The organism is Myroides sp. WP-1, assembly GCF_014145635.1.
In the GTDB taxonomy this organism is placed as follows: Bacteria; Bacteroidota; Bacteroidia; order Flavobacteriales; family Flavobacteriaceae; genus Flavobacterium.
The window spans coordinates 334251-355276 of the sequence record NZ_JACHTC010000001.1 but is presented as its reverse complement, the minus strand read 5'-3'; the positions used below and the strand labels follow the sequence as shown (position 1 = coordinate 355276).

The following is a 21026-nucleotide window of genomic DNA, read 5'->3' as shown; positions in this document are numbered from 1 at the left end:
CATGCAAGGTGCGCTTTTTTGTTGTGAAATATTAAATATTAATTGAAGGTTGGCCAAAAGCCAATCGATATGCATCTTTAAAAACCTCTGAGAAAGTGGGGTGTGCATACGAGAGGGAGAACATATCTTTAGCGGTTACCTCGTATTCCAAGGCTACTACGGCTTGAGCTATTAGATCAGCTGCACGTGCACCAATAAGATGAACGCCGAGTACTTCACCGTATTTAGGATCTACGAGTACTTTGACAAATCCTTCCGTATCCATTGAAGCACGAGCACGAGCATTGGCAGCAAAAGGAAATTTTCCAACCTGATAAGCGATGTTTTTTTGTTTCAACTCCTCTTCAGTTGCTCCAACAGAAGCGACCTCTGGCCAAGTATAGACTACACTAGGAATGTGATTGTATTGGATATGAGGCTTTTGACCATTGATGGTCTCTACTACAAAAACAGCTTCTTCCTCCGCTTTATGTGCTAACATTGCACCTCCAATAACGTCTCCAATAGCAAAAATAGTAGGAGCATTCGTTTGCAATTGAGCATTGGTTTCTATAAAACCTCTTGAATCTAATGTAACAGTGGTATTGGCTAAACCTAAACCCGTTGTATAAGGACGTCGACCTACCGCCATGAGTACATAATCTGCCTCTACTTGTTGTTCCTTGCCTTGGTTATCTCTGAATTTTAACGCTACATGATCACCTAGATTTTCAACTTGATATACACTTTGTTCTAATAGAATGTCAATGTTTTCCTTTTTTAGTATTTTATGTAAGGCTTTGCCCAATTCTCTATCCATGGTAGGTAGTAAAGAAGGCGCATATTCAATAATAGTAACTTCACTGCCAATTCGATTGAAGATTGAGGCCATTTCTACCCCAATAACGCCACCACCAATAATAACCAATTTTTTAGGTTGCTCTTTTAATGCTAACGCCTCTGTTGAGGAGATAATTCGCTTTTTATCTAGTACTACACCAGGTAAAGTAGCAGGCTTAGACCCCGTGGCAATAATGATTTTAGTTGCTTCTATTTGCGTTACTTCTCCCTCTGATGTTGTTACGGTAAGCGTGGTATTACTAGTAAAAGAAGCGATCCCATAAAACGTAGTAATCTTGTTTTTTTGCATTAAAAAAGTCAACCCTTGGGTGTTCTTCTGAATGACCTCTTCTTTTCTTTGATACATCTGGCTGAAATTCAAGTGTACCCCTTGAATTTCAATACCTTGTTTGCTAAACTTCGTTAAGATATCCGCATAGTGATGTGTACTGTCTAACAACGCTTTGGTAGGAATACATCCAACATTGGTGCACGTTCCCCCCAATGTATTGTATTTTTCAATGAGTGCTGTTTTATATCCCAATTGAGCTGCTCGAATAGCAGCTACATAGCCACCAGGACCTGATCCGATAACTACGAGGTCAAATTTTTCCATTGTTTTAGTGATTTCTATTATACTTTTTCAATAACCATTGCTGTAGCACCGCCACCGCCATTGCAAATGGCAGCGACGCCATAGCGTTTGTTTTCTTGTTGAAGTGCATGAGTGAGCGTCACTAAGATGCGTGCACCCGAAGCACCAATGGGGTGACCTAAAGCTACTGCACCACCATAAATATTCATGCGATCCATCGGAATATCTAAAAGTTTACTTATCGATAAAGGCACAGAAGCATAAGCCTCATTGACCTCGAATAGATCTATGTCACTCAGGTTTAATTTTGCGCGCTCCATCGCTTTGGGAATAGCAAGGGCAGGAGCGGTCGTAAACCAAAGTGGATCTTGAGCCGCATCAGCATAAGAAATAATCCTAGCAAGTGGCGTTAACTTGTATTGTTCAACAGCCTCAGCAGAAGCCAGCAGAAGTATTGCAGCTCCATCATTTAAGTTACTCGCATTCGCAGCAGTTAAACGTCCTCCCTCTTCAAAAACAGCGCGCAATTGAGGTAGCTTTTCAGGAATTACCTTGTAAATATCCTCGTCTTTGTCTAAGACACTTGTGGAAGTGGAAGGTATCGGAACAATTTCATTTTTAAATTTTCCTGCTTCCGTTGCTCGTTGTGCTTTATCATACGAACGGAGTGCGTATTGATCAAGCTCTTCCCGAGTAAAATTGAAATGACGAATGCCGATTTCTGCTGCATTTCCCATATGGCAATGGGCATAAGCATCAGTTAACCCATCTTTTAATAATCCGTCAATGGTCGTTAAGTCACCCAATTTATGAGCCTGACGATGAAAAGAATAGAAAGGAACATTGCTCATGCTTTCTATTCCTCCTGCAAGTACTACATGTTCTTGTCCCAATTGAATTTGTTGCGCCCCTAATGACACGGCTTTTAAGCCCGAAGAACATACTTTGTTGATGGTTGTGGCATCTGTGGTATTGGGAATGCCTGATAGGATTCCAACTTGTCTTGCCGGAGCTTGCCCCAAACCAGCACTAACGCCATTTCCAATATACAAACTATCAATAGCCGTTTGAGGCAAGGCCAATTCAGCTAACAAAGCCTGTGTTACTAAACTCCCTAGTGCTGGAGCTTGATACGGTTGTAAACTGCCAAGAAAACCACCAATTGGAGTGCGTTTGGCTGCTACAATAAATACATCTTTCATAATTCAAATCTTTTAGGTTAATAAAATACCGATCGGTATATTTTTGCTGGTAAAAAAAGTCATTCAAATGCGAATCCAATGACTTTAGAGAGTTAGTTGCTTATTTCCTTGTTGATAATATGAGTGATCTGATCCAGTGCAAGGTCGAGATACTTCTTGTTTCCCATAGATCGGGAGAGTAAGATTCCTCCTTCAACGAGCATGACGAAAGTGGAAGCAAAGTCAGTCGGACTAATATTGGGTTTGAAAAAACCTTCTTTTTGTCCTTCTTCAATAACTCCTGCAAGACGATTAATCCACAGAGTAAAATTATGCTGTACACTGGCTTTGAGAAACAGAAGATGATCATCTGCTTCTGTCGCTGCATTTAGTAAGGCACAACCTCCTGAAGCGATGAGTTTCTCCCAATAGTTGCGATAAAAATCTACAAAATTAAGTAAAGCCTCTTTAGGGTTGCTACCTTGAGTAAGTGCTTTGTGGATTTCTCTTTTTATTATCGCTACATTATACAAGAAAGCTTCAACAACCACTTCATCTTTATTGCTGAAATTACCGTAAATACTACCTTTAGTTAAACCTGTTAAGGCTGTGAGATCTGATATAGAAGTAGCAGCATATCCTTTGGTATTAAACAAAGGAGCTGTTTTTTCTATGATAAACTGTTTGGTTTTAGCGGCTTTACTCATTGCTTATCACTTGTTTTTTTCAACTTGATTGATCAAAGGTAAAATAAAAATACCAATCGGTATATTAAAAAGAGTTAAAACTTTAAAGGCTTGAATTCAAATAGGGGAATAGGATAGTAACGAAAATAGCTAGGTCTTCACCTGTGTAGGCACTTTTCCGTAGTATTTTTTAAAAGCCGTTGTAAAGTGATGGCTGTGTTTATAACCGACAAATTCTGCAATTTCATAAATGGTATATGCTTGACTTTGAATCATTTCTAAAGCCTTTTGCATGCGTAAATCGTGTATGTATTTAAAGGTAGTAGTTCCAAACAAATACATAAACCCTTGCTTTAATTTGGTTTGGTTAATCCCCACTTTATGAGCAAGTTCTGTTAAAGTGAAGTTGGTGTTGTAATGGGTGGTGATTAGGCGTTTTACCTCGTGAATTGCTTCTTCGTCTCTTTTGTGAAGTGGGGAGGATTGTTGCTTTTTTTGATAAGACCAATGCGCATACTGCAGCAAGTACATCTCTTCAATTTTATTGTCCAAATAATGTTGAGCTAACTTACCTTGATAAGGATTGGCAATCATTTGATGCAGTACTTGTAGGCTTTGTACATTTAGGTTAAAACTCAGTTTAGATGATTTCTTTCCCAATAGTTCCCCAAGATAATCTTTTTCTTCAGCGAATAACGTGGTAATAAAAGTTTGGTCTACTGCAATTTCCAAGAATTCTCCTTTTTTATTTTTATCTGGTTGCATCAAATGTTGATACGGAACTGCTTGTTCTTGGAATAATAAGGAGCCTTGTTGTTGTATATTGAGGTTGTCGTGGTTTAATGTTAAACTGCTTCCGTATAGGCAACTGCAACTGAGGATGGATGCTTTTGTTGGCAGTACCTCATGATAGAATTCCTCTTCAGCTGTATACATACCATGTTTGATTCGGGCAAGGGGTGTTTGTATAACCGAAATATCCATCTGGTAGTTCTGACCTGCTATATGATGCTGTTCTATAAGCAATGAAGAAGTAGACGAAGAGAAAATAGATTGTTGTGTTGACGGGAACATAGACGCATGTTTTAGCTTGTAAAAATACGTATTTATATTGATTATAAATAAGGTATTCAAATTTAATCTTATGTTGCTCCTGAATACTTCTTTTGACGTTGTTTATGCTTCTTTTGACGTTGTTTCCAAACGCGAAAGCTTTCGGAGTTTTGTACAAATTAATTGAAGGTCTTGTATAATAGACTCCTTCGAAAAAACAAAACACATGATTTTAAAAGACAAATGGGTTATTCTGTTTATTTTACTCCTAGCGACGATTTTATCTCCCCTCGATTTTTACATTGTCAATTTGGCATTGCCTTCGATGCAACAATCGCTAAAAACAACAAACAGTGAATTGCAGATGATTGTTTCTTTTTATACCTGTGCGTATGCGGTATTTCAAATATCCGGTGGACGATTAGGTGATATATATGGACGAAGAAAAATATTTCTACTTGGGCTTTTAGGGTTTATTTCCTTTTCGGTACTGTGTGGAGTGGCACAGTCAGCAATGTTACTGATCATCGGACGCATTGGACAAGGGGTCTCTGGTGCTATTATGATTCCACAAGTATTAGCAATTGTACATGGATTATTCAATGATAAAGAAAAGCGATGGGTAATGGCTTTGTATAGTTTTACTTTTGGAATCGCCGCTGCTTTAGGTCAATTTCTAGGTGCTTTACTCATCGAATGGAATCTCTTCGATTTGGGTTGGAGAATTATCTTTTTAGTCAATGTTCCTGTTGGGCTATTGGCTTTCGGTTTAGGGTTTGTCGCTTTGCCTAAGCAAGAAGTGAATCAAGTAGCTTCGATCGACTATCAAGGAACTTTATTGCTTAGCTTGGGATTGATGAGTTTTATTTATCCATTAACTACCCTTATTGAACGTGGTTTTACTCTGGAAACAGGAGGTTATCTATTGAGTGCCTGTTTATTGATCTACTTGTTTGTTCGATTGGAACAAAAGAGAAAACAACAAGCAAAAAGTGTACTTATCGATTTTGATATTTTTCAATTTAGCAAGTTAAAAATAGGAGTCATTATTAGTTTTCTCTACTATGCTAGTGGTGTGTTTTATTTAGTTTTTGGCATTTTTTTACAACAAGAATGGCATTGGACACGCATGGAAGCAGGCCAGGCAATTATTCCCTTCGGCGTTGGTTTTATTGTAATGTCTTTGTGTTCTTCAATATTGAGTAACTATATACGCGAAGCAATTTTATCGGTAGGCCTTTGGGTGTATGTAGCGGGCTTTATTCTGCTGTGGGCTACACTATATCACTATCACCCGTTGTTGTTTGCGTTTGATTTATTTGTGATAGGTTGCGGTATGGGACTGACATTGTCTTCAGTTGTGCGCCTTAGTTTGAGTCAAATTCCCATTCAGTTTGCAGGTTTAGCTTCTGGAATTGTTAATTGTGGGTTACAAATTGGTTCCGCTTTTGGGGTTGCTGCTTTAGGAAGTGTGTTTTTTGCGTTAGTCAAAATACAAAGTTACACATTCGCCTTTGGTATCGTTTTAGGGTTAATCTGTTTCTTCTTGTTACTGGCTATTTATTTGGCTCAAAAAATGAAGTGAAAGAAGGAGGGATGTCAGTGAATACCCAGAAACAGCTTACGCAAACTTTTTACTAGCTGCTACACATCCAACTACACCTAAGGTAACTGCGAGCATACCTAGTGAAATGTGCTCTTTCAAGAAAAAAGCTGCAAGTGCCAAACCAAAGAAAGGTTGAAGCAATTGAAGTTGTCCTACAGTGGCAATTCCGCCTTGTGCTAATCCTTTATACCAAAAGATAAATCCTGTAAACATACTCATGGTTCCCAAATAAAGTAAGCTAACCCAAGTGTCAGTTTGCAAATGGTGTAGGTTAGAAGGAATAAAAAAGAAGATTGCTGGAATCAAGAGCGGTAGAGCGTAGATGATAGCCCAAGAGATCACTTGACTACCTCCCATATTTTTAGTTAAAACAGCACCTTCTGCATAAGCCAAACCACACAATATGATAGCGGCAAGCATGAGTAAATCACCTGTAAGAGAACTGGTCGCATGTTGGGCATAGGCAAAACCTACAACAAGTGCGCTACCTAATAAAGCAAATAACCAAAAAAGAGGCTTTGGTTTTTCCTTGCCACGTAAAACGGCAAAAATAGCTGTACTCAAGGGAAGCGTTCCCACAAAAACCAAAGATCTTGCGGCAGTCATATGCTGCAAGGCTAAAGAAGATAAAAGAGGAAAGCCAATCACTGCACCAATAGAAACAAGTATGAGTGATTTTGATTCTACTTTGGTTGGTATAGAAACTTTGTTATAACATAAAAAGAGTGCAGCAAGAAGAGCTGCAATTAAGGCGCGTACTAAGGTTACAAAAACAGGATCTAAACTCAATACAGCAACTTTTGTAGCAGGCATAGATCCACTAAATAAAAGTACACCAATTAATCCGTTTGTCCATCCGTTTGAGGTCTGTGTTACTGTAGCTGTAGTCATGTTATTTATTTTTTTCAAAAGTAGGGTGAATTTAACAACCAATACAGTCGCAGTTTTGTATATTTGAATGGTTACAGTTTACGATATGAATGAGAAATACATCTACTTGCGTTTAGCAGAAAATCTTGGATCTCAAATCCGCAAAGGAGTACTAAAAAAAGGAGATCGTTTACCTTCGATTCGCGCATTGTGTAAGACGCACAACATTAGTATGAATACTGCAAAACGCGTGTATTTGGAACTAGAATCGGAATCATTGGTATTAGCTGTTCCCCAATCGGGGTATTTTGTGAGTCATGTTAATTACGCAGATTTGCCTCTACCACAAGCGAGTAATCCAACGCCTTTAGCGGATATTGATGTTCCAAAGAAGATTATTAATAAGGTATACGCTCATATGGGGAACGAAGCATTGACGTTGTTCTCGTTTAATTCGCTTTATGGTGAGTTTTTGCCAAGTGTTCAAATGAAAAAAGAACTCATTCAGGCGACGAAACAGCTGACATATGGTGGGATGGATTATGAATCAGTTAGAGGAAATAGCAATTTAAGGCGAATGATAGCCTCTCGTTCTTTGCATTGGGGAGGAAATTTGACAGAGGATGATATCGTTACAACAAATGGCAGTATACACGCGATATCTCTGTGTCTGTTGGCATTGGGAAAACCAGGAGATACTGTTGCGATTGAGAGTCCTTGTTACCCAGGTATATTTCAATTGGCACTCGATTTAGGATTCAACGTAGTGGAGTTGCCAACTGATCCCGTTACAGGTGTTAAGATCGATGCATTAGAACAAGCTTGTTCAACCATTGATATCTGTTTGTTGATCTCCAATTATAATACTCCTTTTGGAAGCTGTATGCCAACAGCAAATAAGAAAAAAATTGTTGAGTTACTAGCGCAACACAACATTCCATTAATTGAAGATGACGTATATGGCGACTTAAATTTCAATGGAAAACGTCCCATGTGTTGTAAAGCTTTTGATACAACAGGCAATGTATTGTGGTGTAGTTCTATTTCTAAAACACTAGCGCCAGGATATCGGGTAGGTTGGGTGAGCGCAGGTAAATATCAAGAACAGGTGATGCAACAAAAGCTCATTCACGCCATTTCATCTCCTGCTATTGTACAAGAAGCAGTAGCGAATTTTATGAAATCGGGAAAATACGAGAAGCACCTGCGCAAATTGAGACAAAATTTATACGCTAATTATCAAAAAATATTAGCTGTAATTATCCATGATTTCCCTAAAGGTACAAAAGTTACTCGTCCTGAAGGAGGATTGTCCTTATGGGTAGAATTTCAAGAAGACGTCAATACACTCAAACTATACGATTTATGTATTAAAGAGGGAATTAGTATTGCACCAGGACGAATGTTTACCGTACAAGGACAGTTTCAGAATTGTATTCGAGTGAGTATAGGTCTGCCTTGGACGGAAGAAGTACGAGTGAAATTGAAACGCGTCGGAGCATTGAGTTTGCAAGCGATTTGATATAAGTTGTTGTCTCTTTGTTGTTTACTGCATAAGGTAGGCGGAAGCGTGATCAAATTTTTTTGTGTCAAAAAAAAATGTCAACTTTGCGTCTTGAAAGGGGTGCTACATTTCGATGTGGCTGAGATGATACCCTGGAACTTGTTTCCGCACCTGATCTAGGTAATGCTAGCGTAGGGATCAACCATTTATCATCTCATCATTTACTTTAGTTAAGTTAATATGATGCAGGAAATCTTACAACAAACTACGTGGACCGAATGGCTCGGTGTCATTTTTTCTATGATTCAAGTCGTACTTGCTTCAAGAAATAATTCCAATAACTATCTATTTGGTATTGCTGGTATATCGTTGACGCTTTACGTCATGATCGTGGCTAAGCTCTATGCTGAATTTGCCCTCAATCTCTACTATTTAGTGATGAGTATCTATGGATGGCTTTTTTGGAAATACGGTAAACAAAAAGAAGAAGCGCATATTTCTACAACAAATTCTCAGGAGAAATTCATTGTTTTAGGGATTGTCACCTTTACATTTGGTTTATTTTGGTTTTTTCTCACACATTATACAGATTCGGATGTTCCTATTTGGGATTCCTTGGTGAGTGCTTTTGCTTGGGCAGGGATGTGGCTAATGGCAAAACGCAAAATCGAAAATTGGATTCTGTTGAATATCAGTAATTTGATTTCCATTCCGCTGATGTTACATAAAAATCTATACCTCTATGCAGGGCTAACTTTGTTTTTGTTTACCATTGCCGTTATAGGGTATGTGAAATGGAGTCGAATCTTAAAAGAAGAGCGCTATGTTAGAGGTTAGTGAACTAAGACAGGCTATGCACGGAGCAACAGCTATTCAGCAATCCGTCATTGAACATATTTACAGTAAAAGATGGCTGCAAATTTGGGTGCCAAAAACGTATGGAGGATTGGGATGTGATTTTGTAACAGGACTCTCACATTTGTACGAATGGGCGAAGATAGATGGGAGTTTAGGTTGGATGTTGACCTTGTGTTCCGGAGCTAATTATTTTTCTCGCAATATGCAACCAAAAATCGCGAAGCAACTGTTTAGCAAGGAACGCACTTGTTTTGGCGGAAGTGGTATGATTGGCGGAACAGCGGATGAACAAGAGGATGGTAGTTATACAATAAATGGGATATGGCACTATGCTACGGGCGCTCCCTATTTGAGTCACTTTACACTCAATGCACATGTATTGAAACAGGGAAAGCAGTTGTTAGATGACACGGGAAATCCTGTGGTTCGCTCGTTCATTGTAGCACAAGATCAAGTAACGGTTATTGCCAATTGGAAATCAATGGGAATGAAGGCAACTGGAACGTTCTCTTTTCAAGTCGAGCAGGTGACTATTCCTGCAGATCATCACTTTGTATATGATACATTTTATACGCAAGATATCGTAACGAAAATTCCCTTTCGCGTTTTTGCTGATCTAACTTTACTGGTTAATTATATAGGAATGGCCCATCACTTCATGGAAGAGGCGCAAAAGCATGTAATACACGCTAAGTCAGTAGAGGCAATAGTGGAAATTGAAAAATCATGGCAACAAACGTTGAAGTATGCAAGTCAAATAGAACAAGTATTGGCTCTAGGTGCTGTTGTCTCACCCAAACTTGAAGACGATATTCATCGTTTTGGCGTTGAGTTGGTAGAGCGACTAACTTTATACCTCACACAGGTTTATGTTCAATTGGGGATTAAAGGCACGCAAGTCGATCAACCAATCTATCAAATTTTTTGCGATTTCTTTACAGCAACGCAACACGCCAATTTTAGAACACCCTAGATTTTTTTGTGTATAATGCGCTTTTCTACTAAAATAAATACGTTTTTTCCATTGCGATAGTTGGTTTGAAGCAGTACTTTTGCGAGAAATATAAACTTTAGCCCTTGTAAGGCGTAATGTTTAGGTGTTTAATCGTTTGAAATGAGTGAAAAAAGAACTGCTATTTCGGCTGCTTTAACCTCTATTATGTGTGTTCAAGGTGGTGCGTCATTAGCAAAAAGGCTGTTTCCTGTCTTAGGACCAGCTGGTGCAAGTTCCTTGCGCATTGGTCTATCAGCTATCTTACTGCTACTTATTAATAGACCGAATCTAAAATCATTAAATAAAAAACAATGGCTCTGCTGTTTAGGATACGGATGTAGCATAGGGGGGATGAATTTACTCTTTTACTTTGCCATTGAACGAGTGCCTTTAGGATTGGGAGTTACGGTTGAATTTGTTGGTCCTTTGCTTTTAGCGTTGTTTTTGTCTAGAAGAGTATTGGATGTGCTGTGGGCTTTATTGGCGTGTATTGGAATTTTATTAATTGTACCTTGGAAGAGCGATAACGTGGATTTACTTGGGTTGGGAATGGCATTTATGGCAGGTATGTTTTGGGTAGGTTATATTGTTATGGGCAGTAAAGTAACCCAGCTAATCGATGGTCGTACCGCGGTGTCTATCGGAACTTTGTTTGCAGCTATGATTATTGTCCCTTTTGGTATTGCGTCAGGAGGATTGATCCACCTGACATGGCCGTATTTCTTTTTGGGATTAGCCGTTGCTATTTTATCTAGCTCCTTGCCATTTACGCTCGACTTAGTTGCAATGAAACGCATTCCTGCTAAGAGCTTTAGTATTTTAACGAGTTTACACCCTGCCTTCGCTGCATTAAGTGGTTTGTTGTTTTTGGGAGAAGCTTTAACTATTGTACAATGGCTGTCAGTAGCTTGTGTCGTTTTTGCAAGTATAGGGACTACAATAACCTCTCCTAAAGTAAGTTAGGTTGTTTTGTTTGATGTTTTACTTTATGTTTGTTTGAGAAGTAAACGAACCGTTAGGAACAAAATCGCATGTAGTGCCTCATTTTTAAAGAGAATAGTTTACCTTTGAAGAACAAGGAATAATAAGAATCTATATTGAAATTATGAACCAAGAAATAAGAAACTTAGAACCTAAACAAGTATGGAATAAGTTTGCTGATTTAAATGCAGTACCGCGTCCATCTAAAAAAGAAGAACGTGTAATTGCGTTTATGGTAGACTTCGGAAAGTCATTAGGACTAGAAACAATCCAAGATGAAGTAGGAAACGTAATCATCAAAAAACCTGCTACAGCGGGAATGGAGAACAGAAAAACGATTGTTATGCAATCGCATTTGGATATGGTTCACCAAAAAAACAACGACACTGATTTTGATTTTGATACTCAAGGTATCGAAATGTATGTTGAAGACGGTTGGGTGCGTGCAAAAGGAACAACTTTAGGTGCAGATAACGGATTAGGAGTTGCTACTATTATGGCAATCCTAGAGAGTAAGGATATTCCACATCCGGCAATTGAAGCTTTATTCACGATTGATGAAGAAACGGGAATGACAGGAGCTAAAGGTTTAAAAGGTGGATTGTTAGAAGGAGAAATCCTTTTAAATCTTGATACAGAAGAAGACGATGAAATTGATATCGGATGTGCTGGAGGTATTGATGTAACTGCTACTGCAGAATACGATGAAGAAGATACACCAGAAAATGCAGTAGGATATAGAATTACTGTAAAAGGATTGAATGGAGGACATTCGGGAATGGATATCCACAAAGGATTGGGGAATGCCAATAAAATCATGAATCGTCTATTGTTTGATTCTTTTGATAATTTTGGTCTGCAAATTGCGACGATAAAAGGAGGAAGCTTGCGCAATGCTATTCCACGTGAAAGCGTGGCAACAGTTGTAATTGCTCAAATGTACGACGAAGCGTTTGTGTATGATATGACTCAAATTGTCGAGGAAATCAAAGCAGAATTACATACAGTAGATCCTGACTTAGAAATCATTTTTGACAAATTAGATCCTGCTGAAACTCCGAAAAAAGTAATGCCATCCATGGCACAGTATTTCTTTGTTCGCTCAATGTATACAGCTCATAATGGTGTATTCCGTATGAGTCCTGATTTTGATGATTTAGTAGAGGCATCAAATAATATTGCCAAAGTAGAAGTAGGAAATGGACAGTTGAGTGTGAAGTGTTTAACGCGTTCTTCCGTAGAGTCATCTAAAATGGACGTAGCGAATGGCTTGCGCTCTGCTTTTGAATTGATGGGATGTGAAGTTGAATTCTCAGGTTCATACCCAGGATGGAGTCCAAATCCTGAATCGGAAATTTTGGATGTGCTTGTAGATATTTACGAGCAACAACACCAAGTGAAACCTAATGTTGTGGCATGTCACGCAGGTTTGGAATGTGGAATCTTAGGAACACATTATCCGACAATGGATATGATTTCTTTTGGGCCAACAATCAAAGGAGCTCACTCTCCTGCAGAACGTGCAAACATCGAATCACTACAAAAATTCTGGAACTTTGTTTTAGAGATTTTAAAACAGATCCCAGTAAAAAACTAAGTAATTAGATCTTCAAGATAGGAAAGCAGTAAACCATCGTTTACTGCTTTTTTTTGTTAAGGCTTTATCGTAGTTTCACGTATGGTTGAAATACTGACAATGTGTTTTATAATTGCGAATAAACGGTAATGACTTGGATATATGATGGATAAAGCAAGAAGAGTTCTTAACTTTTTTAAGGAAATTTTAATTTTTGAAGAAGCTGAATTGTAAAATGCTTTTTGTACTTTAGTTGCTTTAAGAAAAAAAAACAAAACTCAAAAACATTATGAAAAAATCTATCTTAGCCTTGGCTTTAGTAAGCTTCGTTGCTATATCATGTGGAGATAAAAAATCAACAGATACACCTGCGGCACCAGAGCAAGCAGTAGAACAAACAACAGAAGCGCCTAAACAAAAAGAATTGACGTATACTGTAGAATGGACTGCATTCAAAACACCTGCAAAAGTAGGGGTGAAAGGAACATTCGACGAGATAAAATTAGCTGAGGTAAATCAAGAGGCTGCTACATTAGAAGAAGGGTTGAAAGGGGCTCAGTTTGCTATTGTAACGAGTTCTGCAAGTACTGGAGATCCTGCAAGAGATGAGACTTTGCGTTTGAACTTTTTTAGTAAACTAGTTGGTAATATCAATGGTTTCTTTGGTGAATTTAAAGACGGAAAAGTTTTAGTAAACTTAACGTTAAACGGTGTGACAAAAGAAAAAGAATTTACTTATGTTGCAACAGAAAACGGAGTGAAATTAAATGGGTCAATTGATATTTTAGCAGATTTTACAGCAAAAGACGCATTCAATGCCTTACATGAAGCTTGTAATGCTTTGCACGAAGGGAAAACATGGTCAGATGTTGATATCGCAGTAGAGATTAAAAAATAAATAGAGATAAATACACGAAATCAAGAGGAATATGCGGATATATTCCTCTTTTTTTTTAACTTTGCAATCCAATTAAATTATCTCTTTTCAAGATATGATAGATAGATTACAAATTATAAAACAACGTTTTGACGAAATCTCTGATTTGATTATTCAACCAGATGTTATTGCTGATCAGAAACGCTATGTTCAATTAAACAAAGAATACAAAGATTTAAAACAGCTAGTTGAAAAACGCGCGGAGTATTTAAATCTGACAGGAAATATAGCCGAAGCTAATGAAATATTAGCCGATGGAAGCGATGCTGAAATGGTTGAAATGGCCAAAATGCAGATGGATGAAGCGAAAGGTCGTTTACCAGAATTGGAAGAGGAAATTAAGTTTCTTTTGATCCCGAAAGATCCAGAAGACGCGAAAAACGTAATGGTTGAAGTTCGCGCTGGTACTGGAGGTGATGAGGCTAGTATTTTTGCTGGTGATTTGTTCAGAATGTATACGAAGTACTGTGAGTCAAGAGGATGGAGAACTTCTGTAGTAGACGTTAACGAAGGAACTTCCGGAGGTTATAAAGAAATTATTTTCGAAGTAACAGGAGAAGATGTTTACGGAACGTTGAAGTTTGAAGCTGGAGTTCACCGTGTACAACGCGTACCTCAGACAGAAACACAAGGACGTGTGCACACTTCGGCCGCTACGGTAATGGTATTGCCAGAAGCAGAAGAGTTTGACGTTCATATCGATATGAATGATGTGCGTATTGATTTATTCTGTTCATCAGGACCTGGAGGACAGTCGGTAAATACAACTAAATCTGCAGTGCGTATGACGCATATTCCTACAGGATTAGTAGCGCAATGTCAGGATGAAAAGTCACAACACAAGAATAAAGACAAAGCTTTATCTGTATTGCGTTCGCGTTTATATGAAATGGAATTGGCGAAAAAGCAAGAAGAAGATGCGAAGAAACGTAATTCTCAGGTAAGTAGTGGAGACCGTTCTGCAAAAATTAGAACGTATAACTATCCACAAGGACGTGTTACAGATCACCGCATTGGATTAACGCTATATGATTTAGATGGTGTTATGAATGGAGGGATTCAAAAAATTGTAGAAGAACTACAGTTGGTAAGTAATACAGAGAAATTAAAAGAAAGCGAAGTTTATTAAACCGCAAGATAAAGAGAAACCACACTAGGCAGTGTGGTTTTTTTCAAATAGTAAAGCATGACAACACAACAACTCCTAGAGCAAATTCAGCGTAAGCAATCATTTTTATGTGTAGGTTTAGACGTTGATTTGACTAAAATTCCCGCTTTTTTGTTAGAAGAAGAGGATCCTATTTTTAGTTTTAACAAGGCTATTATTGATGCCACTCATGATTTAGCCGTAGCTTATAAACCCAATATTGCGTTTTTTGAAGCTTATGGAATACAAGGGTGGGAATCATTAAAAAAGACGATTGCTTATATCAAAGAGAATTATCCCACACTTTTTACCATTGCAGATGCAAAACGAGGAGACATTGGCAACACTGCTTCGATGTATGCAAAAGCATTCTTTGAAGATATGGCTTTTGACAGCGTTACTGTTGCTCCTTATATGGGAAAAGATTCTGTTGAACCTTTTTTGGCTTTTGAGAACAAACACACTATTTTGTTGGCGTTGACTTCAAACGAAGGGGCTTTTGATTTTCAAACACAAATGATAGAAGGCGAACCGCTGTATAAAAAAGTAATTCAAACTTCCCAGCAATATAAAAACGCAGATCAGTTAATGTACGTGGTGGGAGCTACAAAAGCAGAGTATTTTAAAGATATCCGTCAAGTGGTGCCTAATAGCTTCTTATTAGTGCCTGGTGTAGGTGCACAAGGAGGTAGTTTAAAAGAAGTTTGTCAGTATGGTTTAGCAGACAATGTAGGGTTGTTGATCAATTCTTCAAGAGGGATTATATATGCATCAAATCAAGCAGATTTCGCAGAAAAAGCTAGAGAAGAAGCCTTGAAGATGCAAAGAGAAATGCAAGAGATTTTAAAAGAGAAATTATGCTAATACTAAAGGATCAGCTTGGTCGTGAACACAAGTTTGAACATACGCCAAAGCGCATTGTTTCATTAGTTCCATCGCTTACAGCGACGCTTTTTGACTTGGGACTTGAGGATGAATTAGTGGGGATTACAACGGCTTGTATACACCCATATCACTTGAAAGTAACGAAGACAAAAGTTGGAGAAACCAAAAAGGTAGATGTCGAACAGATTAAGTTGTTGAATCCTGACGTTATTATTGCTAATGTAGACGAGAATACTATTGAGGGAATTGAACAACTACAGGGAATTTGTCCCGTATGGCTTTCAGATGTCCGTACAATGGATCAAAATATTCAAATGATAGAAGCTTTAGGGCAATTGTTTAATAAGCGTACAGAAGCGCGTAAGTGGATAGATAAAATACAATTTGGTCAAAGAGATTTGATGGATTTTGTAAGCGGTAAACCCGGTTATAAAGTAGCGTACTTTGTAGGAAAAGATCCACATACAGTAGCTGGAGAAGGGACGTTTATACAAGAAATGTTGACCTTAAATCAGTTCGAGAATGTCTACGCGAATCGAGTAGAGACTTATCCCGAAGTGGAGATTAAAAAGATTCGAATACAAGGAGATCCTGAGTTGGTCTTTTTGCCTTCGGTTCCCTATGCTTTTCAAGAAGAAGATGCTTTTGAAATAGGGCGTTTTACACATCACGGAAAAACGATCTTTGTTGAAGGAGAAATGTTTTCCTGGTATGGAACATCCGTAGCAAAGGCTTTTGATTATTTTAAACAGATACACAATCGATTATAACAAAAAATCCCATCACTTTTGATGGGATTTTTTTGTAGGGGTCTAGGGCAATATAGCACTTGGAGTTGAACATTTCTTTTTTAAACAATATTTATTAAAAAAAAGGTGTTTTTCATGCCTTTTAAGTATGGAAAAACGCGATAAAATCTGTATATTAGCACGTTTAATAATGACAATTTAAATTTAATATACTTATGTCTGAAGGAGAAAAGTTGATTCCTATTAACATTGAGGAACAGATGAAATCAGCCTACATTGATTATTCAATGTCTGTGATTGTGTCTAGAGCACTTCCCGATGTTAGAGATGGCTTAAAACCTGTGCATCGTAGAGTGTTATTTGGTATGTATGAGTTAGGCGTGATGTCTAATAGAGCACATAAAAAGTCTGCCAGAATTGTAGGGGAAGTTTTGGGTAAATACCACCCACACGGTGATAGTTCTGTATATGACGCCATGGTGCGTATGGCTCAAGATTGGAGCATGCGTTATTTGCTTGTAGATGGACAAGGTAACTTTGGATCTGTAGATGGAGATAGCCCCGCAGCAATGCGTTATACAGAGGCTAGAATGAAGAAGATGTCTGAAGAGATTCTTGCCGATATCGATAAAGAAACTGTTGATTTTCAATTAAACTTTGACGATACTTTAGAAGAACCAAAAGTAATGCCAACGCGTATTCCTACGTTATTGGTTAATGGTGCTTCAGGTATTGCTGTTGGTATGGCGACCAACATGGCACCACACAACCTTTCAGAAGTCATTGATGGTACATTAGCTTATATCGACAATAACGATATTGAGATTGACGAATTGATGAATCACATCAAAGCACCTGACTTTCCAACAGGAGGTATTATCTATGGTTATGAAGGAGTTAGAGAGGCATTCAAAACAGGTCGTGGTCGTGTTGTTATGCGAGCAAAAGCCAGTTTTGAAGAAGTTGATGGAAGAGAGTGTATCATTGTAACGGAAATTCCGTTCCAAGTGAACAAAGCCGAAATGATCAAGAAAACGGCAGAAGCAGTAAACGAAAAGAAAATTGAGGGTATTGCAACTATTCGTGATGAATCTGATCGCAAGGGAATGCGTATCGTTTACGTTTTAAAACGCGATGCTATTCCAAACATTGTATTAAATACACTTTATAAATATACACAATTGCAATCGTCGTTCAGTGTGAATAATATCGCATTGGTTGACGGACGTCCACAAACTTTAAATCTTAAAGAGTTAATTTATCACTTCGTTGAACACAGACACGATGTGGTAGTTAGACGTACGCAATTTGAATTGAGAAAAGCGGAAGAACGCGCACATATTTTAGAGGGATTAATTATTGCATCAGATAATATTGATGAAGTAATTGCCTTGATTCGCTCTTCTAGCAATGCGGATGAAGCAAGAGCTAAATTAATTGAGCGTTTCTCACTGTCAGAAATTCAAGCACGTGCTATTGTCGAAATGCGTCTACGTCAGTTAACTGGACTGGAGCAAGATAAATTACGCGCGGAATACGAAGAGATTATGACGTTAATTAATCATTTAAGAGAGTTATTAGCAAGCAAAGAAATGCGAATGAACTTGATTAAAGAAGAATTGACAGAAGTAAAAAATAAATTTGGTGATGAACGTCGTTCAATCATTGAATATGCAGGTGGAGATGTGAGTATTACAGATCTTATTGCAGATGAACAAGTAGTAATTACTATTTCACATGCTGGATATATCAAACGTACACCGCTTTCTGAATACAAAACTCAAAATAGAGGAGGAGTAGGACAAAAGTCGGCAGGAACAAGAGATCAAGATTTCTTAGAGCATATGTACGTGGCTACCAACCACCAGTATATGTTGTTCTTTACTCAAAAAGGTAAGTGTTTCTGGATGAGAGTTTACGAAATTCCAGAAGGTACTAAAGTAAGTAAAGGTCGTGCAATTCAAAACTTGATTAATATCGAGAATGACGATAAAGTGAAGGCGTTTATTTGTACTCAAGATTTGAAAGATGAAGAGTACATCAATAATCACTATGTGATCATGGCGACAAAGCAAGGTCAAGTGAAGAAAACACCTTTAGAACAATATTCACGTCCGAGACAAAACGGAATTAATGCTATCACCATCAAAGAAGATGATGAATTACTAGAAGCAAAATTAACAGACGGTAAGAGTAAAGTACTAATTGCTGTGAAATCGGGTAAATTAGTTCGCTTTGATGAGGAGAAAACTCGTCCAATGGGAAGAACGGCTTCTGGTGTTCGCGGAATTACTTTAGCAGATGAAAAAGACGAAGTAATCGGAATGGTATCTGTTAGTGATTTGAACAGCGAAATATTAGTTGTTTCTGAAAATGGATATGGGAAGCGTTCTGCTTTAGAAGAGTATCGTGAAACAAACCGTGGAGGTAAAGGTGTTAAAACCATGAATATCAGTGATAAAACTGGATTATTGGTTTCAATTAACGTGGTTACTGATGCAGATGATTTAATGATTATCAACAAATCAGGCTTAACGATTCGCATGCGTATATCTGATTTACGTGTAATGGGACGTGCTACACAAGGGGTTCGTTTGATTAACATCAAAGGAAATGATTCAATTGCTGCAGTTTGTAAGGTGATGAAAGAGGAGGATGAAGATGAACAAGACCAAGAATTCGTGGAAATTGATGGAACCATATTGGATGTTACTGAAGAGGTAAACGAAGAAACAGAAGAAGATCAAGATCAAGAATAAAACAATAAAAACGACAGAGTTATGAATAAAAAATATGTTTATTTAGCGGCAGCCCTAATGATTTCTGGGCTATCTATGGCTCAAAAGAAAGAGTTAAAAGACGCTGAGAAAGCTGTAAAAAAAGGTAATGTTACTGAAGCTACAACAGCATTAAACGCAGTTGAAGCAGTATTAGGAGCAGCAACTAATGAGCAAAAAATTCAATATTACTATTTAAAATCAAACTTAGCTTACCAACAAATCGAGAAAAATCAAGATTTTGATGCTAACGTAGATAAAATGGTAAGTGCGTATAAAGCAATTGAAGCGATTGACAAGAATAATAAATTTGCTAAACAAGCAAATGAAGAATTAGGTCTTGTTGCGTCAAAAGTAATCAACAAAGCGATTGAGGATAATAACTCATCAAACTATAAAGGAGCTACTAAAAAGTTCAAGCAAGCGTACGATATCAATAAACAAGATACGATCTATTTATACTATGCAGCTTCAACAGCAATTAGTTCAAAAGATTATGGTACTGCAACTTCGTATTATAAGGAGTTGATTGATTTAGGATACAACGGAAATGAATCATACTATACTGCTGTAGATAAAGCAACAGGAGAGGTACAAAATTTTGGGAAAGATGCTAAGATGAGAGATGTACTTGTGAAACAAGGTTCTCACAGCGATCCTAAATTTGTAAAAGAAGATTCTAAACGTCCTGAAATTATCAAAAACTTAGCGTTGATCTATTACCAAGAAGGACAATATGACGAGGCTGAAAAAGCAGTAATTGAGGCTAGAAAATCAAATCCTAATGATACCAACTTAATGTTGACACAAATGGATCTGTATTTAAAGTCTAACAACATGGGGAAATACGAGGAGATCGCAAAAGAAGCTTTATCTAAAAACCCGAATGACGACGTTTTATTGTATAATTTAGGTGTTACGAGTTACCAAGCAGGTAAAGTAGAAGATGCTAAAAAATACTATGAGCAAGCAATTCGCATCAATCCTAAAAATGAGAACGCATACTTAAACATGGCTTTCATTAAATTGCAACCAGACGAAGAAATTACCAACAAAATGAATAGCTTGGGAATGTCTGCTGCTGATAATAAAAAATATGAGCAATTGCAAAAAGAGAAAAAAGCACTTTATCGCGATGCAATGAATGATTTAGAAAAGGTATTGGCTATTAATCCTACAAATGATGAGGCAATCAATACGTTGAAAAACATTTATAGAGCACTTGAGATGAATGATAAATTAAAAGCTTTAGAAGCTAAATAATAGAACAAATCAATTGTTTAAATAGTAAGAGGTAGAAACGCATGTTTCTGCCTCTTTTTTTTGCATTTCATTTGTTCTGCTTTTCGCCTAATTTACAGGTCAAAATGGCTAAGTAAATCGCTTAACATGCATGTATAGGTAAATTACTTATGCAATATTTTCAAAAAGTGTATTATTTTCTACTTATTAGCTTTTCTTCATGTAATGAGAAGATATAACGCCTTTTTTGCTCGAATTATTTTATTTTGTGAGCTTACCTCCCTTTTTTGGGGCTCCTAGTTCTCAGTTTGTGTTAAAATCCACAAAAAGTGACCTGAGGAAAATTAATTTTATTTTAATAAAATTTTTATACTCATTTTGCGATTCGATTATTAGCACAACTTCTACCTGAATGGCTATATCCAAATTTGTAAGGTCTAAGGTGAGGTAACATGATTATTTGCGAAATTTTATAATACTCTTAACTTTTTATTTAATGTTTTTTTTACATAATTTATGAAATTATAAATCATTAATTGTGTTATAAAATGTTATTATTTGCAATA

At 37.4% G+C, this 21026-nt stretch carries 17 protein-coding genes and 1 riboswitch; of the genes, 12 read left to right on the top strand and 5 right to left on the bottom strand.

The window, feature by feature from the left end; genetic code table 11:
• Positions 1–31: 31 nt before the first annotated feature.
• From lpdA to H4K33_RS01570, 4 genes are all read right to left on the bottom strand, one after another.
• On the bottom strand, positions 32–1435 hold the full coding sequence (gene lpdA, locus H4K33_RS01585) for a dihydrolipoyl dehydrogenase (protein WP_182646746.1): 1404 nt from the start codon (positions 1433–1435) through the stop codon (positions 32–34).
• 17 nt (positions 1436–1452) lie between these two features.
• Complete coding sequence (locus H4K33_RS01580; protein ID WP_182646745.1) at positions 1453–2616, bottom strand: thiolase family protein; 1164 nt, start codon at positions 2614–2616, stop codon at positions 1453–1455.
• A 92-nt stretch (positions 2617–2708) separates the two neighbouring features.
• On the bottom strand, positions 2709–3302 hold the full coding sequence (locus H4K33_RS01575) for a TetR/AcrR family transcriptional regulator (protein ID WP_182646744.1): 594 nt from the start codon (positions 3300–3302) through the stop codon (positions 2709–2711).
• 129 nt (positions 3303–3431) lie between these two features.
• Positions 3432–4355: a helix-turn-helix transcriptional regulator gene (locus H4K33_RS01570; RefSeq protein ID WP_182646743.1), complete on the bottom strand. Its 924-nt coding sequence runs from the start codon at positions 4353–4355 to the stop codon at positions 3432–3434.
• Between the two features lie 205 nt (positions 4356–4560).
• Here H4K33_RS01570 and H4K33_RS01565 point away from each other — a divergent pair, with 205 nt between their 5' ends.
• Positions 4561–5919 carry an MFS transporter gene (locus tag H4K33_RS01565; protein ID WP_182646742.1) on the top strand — a complete coding sequence of 453 codons (1359 nt, stop codon included), beginning with the start codon at positions 4561–4563 and terminating at the stop codon, positions 5917–5919.
• 36 nt (positions 5920–5955) lie between these two features.
• Here H4K33_RS01565 and H4K33_RS01560 read toward each other — a convergent pair whose 3' ends face one another.
• Complete coding sequence (locus H4K33_RS01560) at positions 5956–6831, bottom strand: DMT family transporter (RefSeq protein WP_220485279.1); 876 nt, start codon at positions 6829–6831, stop codon at positions 5956–5958.
• A gap of 85 nt (positions 6832–6916) precedes the next feature.
• Between H4K33_RS01560 and H4K33_RS01555 the strand changes: the two genes are divergently transcribed.
• The 11 genes from H4K33_RS01555 to H4K33_RS01505 all read left to right on the top strand — a co-directional run bounded on the left by H4K33_RS01555 (position 6917) and on the right by H4K33_RS01505 (position 20481).
• Positions 6917–8332, top strand: coding sequence for a PLP-dependent aminotransferase family protein (locus H4K33_RS01555; protein ID WP_182646740.1), 1416 nt, complete (start codon positions 6917–6919; stop codon positions 8330–8332).
• Between the two features lie 87 nt (positions 8333–8419).
• Positions 8420–8529, top strand: a riboswitch (TPP riboswitch).
• 25 nt (positions 8530–8554) lie between these two features.
• Positions 8555–9151, top strand: a complete 597-nt coding sequence (gene pnuC / locus H4K33_RS01550; RefSeq protein ID WP_182646739.1) for a nicotinamide riboside transporter PnuC — start codon at positions 8555–8557, stop codon at positions 9149–9151.
• Complete coding sequence (locus tag H4K33_RS01545; RefSeq protein ID WP_182646738.1) at positions 9138–10145, top strand: hypothetical protein; 1008 nt, start codon at positions 9138–9140, stop codon at positions 10143–10145. The genes pnuC and H4K33_RS01545 overlap by 14 nt, the downstream gene beginning before the upstream one ends.
• A 141-nt stretch (positions 10146–10286) precedes the next feature.
• On the top strand, positions 10287–11129 hold the full coding sequence (locus tag H4K33_RS01540; RefSeq protein ID WP_182646737.1) for a DMT family transporter: 843 nt from the start codon (positions 10287–10289) through the stop codon (positions 11127–11129).
• A 142-nt stretch (positions 11130–11271) separates the two neighbouring features.
• The gene (locus H4K33_RS01535; protein WP_182646736.1) at positions 11272–12744 is read left to right on the top strand and encodes an aminoacyl-histidine dipeptidase; all 1473 of its coding nucleotides are present in this window, start codon (positions 11272–11274) and stop codon (positions 12742–12744) included.
• 268 nt (positions 12745–13012) lie between these two features.
• Positions 13013–13621 (top strand): YceI family protein, encoded by a 609-nt coding sequence (locus H4K33_RS01530; protein WP_182646735.1) that lies wholly within the window; start codon positions 13013–13015, stop codon positions 13619–13621.
• A gap of 94 nt (positions 13622–13715) precedes the next feature.
• Entirely contained in the window at positions 13716–14789 is a 1074-nt protein-coding gene (gene prfA, locus H4K33_RS01525) for a peptide chain release factor 1 (RefSeq protein WP_182646734.1), read from the top strand.
• A 57-nt stretch (positions 14790–14846) separates the two neighbouring features.
• Entirely contained in the window at positions 14847–15671 is an 825-nt protein-coding gene (gene pyrF / locus H4K33_RS01520) for an orotidine-5'-phosphate decarboxylase (RefSeq protein WP_182646733.1), read from the top strand.
• The gene (locus H4K33_RS01515) at positions 15665–16462 is read left to right on the top strand and encodes an ABC transporter substrate-binding protein (protein ID WP_182646732.1); all 798 of its coding nucleotides are present in this window, start codon (positions 15665–15667) and stop codon (positions 16460–16462) included. The genes pyrF and H4K33_RS01515 overlap by 7 nt, the downstream gene beginning before the upstream one ends.
• A gap of 194 nt (positions 16463–16656) precedes the next feature.
• The gene (gyrA, locus tag H4K33_RS01510) at positions 16657–19200 is read left to right on the top strand and encodes a DNA gyrase subunit A (RefSeq protein ID WP_182646731.1); all 2544 of its coding nucleotides are present in this window, start codon (positions 16657–16659) and stop codon (positions 19198–19200) included.
• A 21-nt stretch (positions 19201–19221) separates the two neighbouring features.
• Positions 19222–20481, top strand: coding sequence for a tetratricopeptide repeat protein (locus H4K33_RS01505; RefSeq protein WP_182646730.1), 1260 nt, complete (start codon positions 19222–19224; stop codon positions 20479–20481).
• Positions 20482–21026 lie beyond the last annotated feature (545 nt).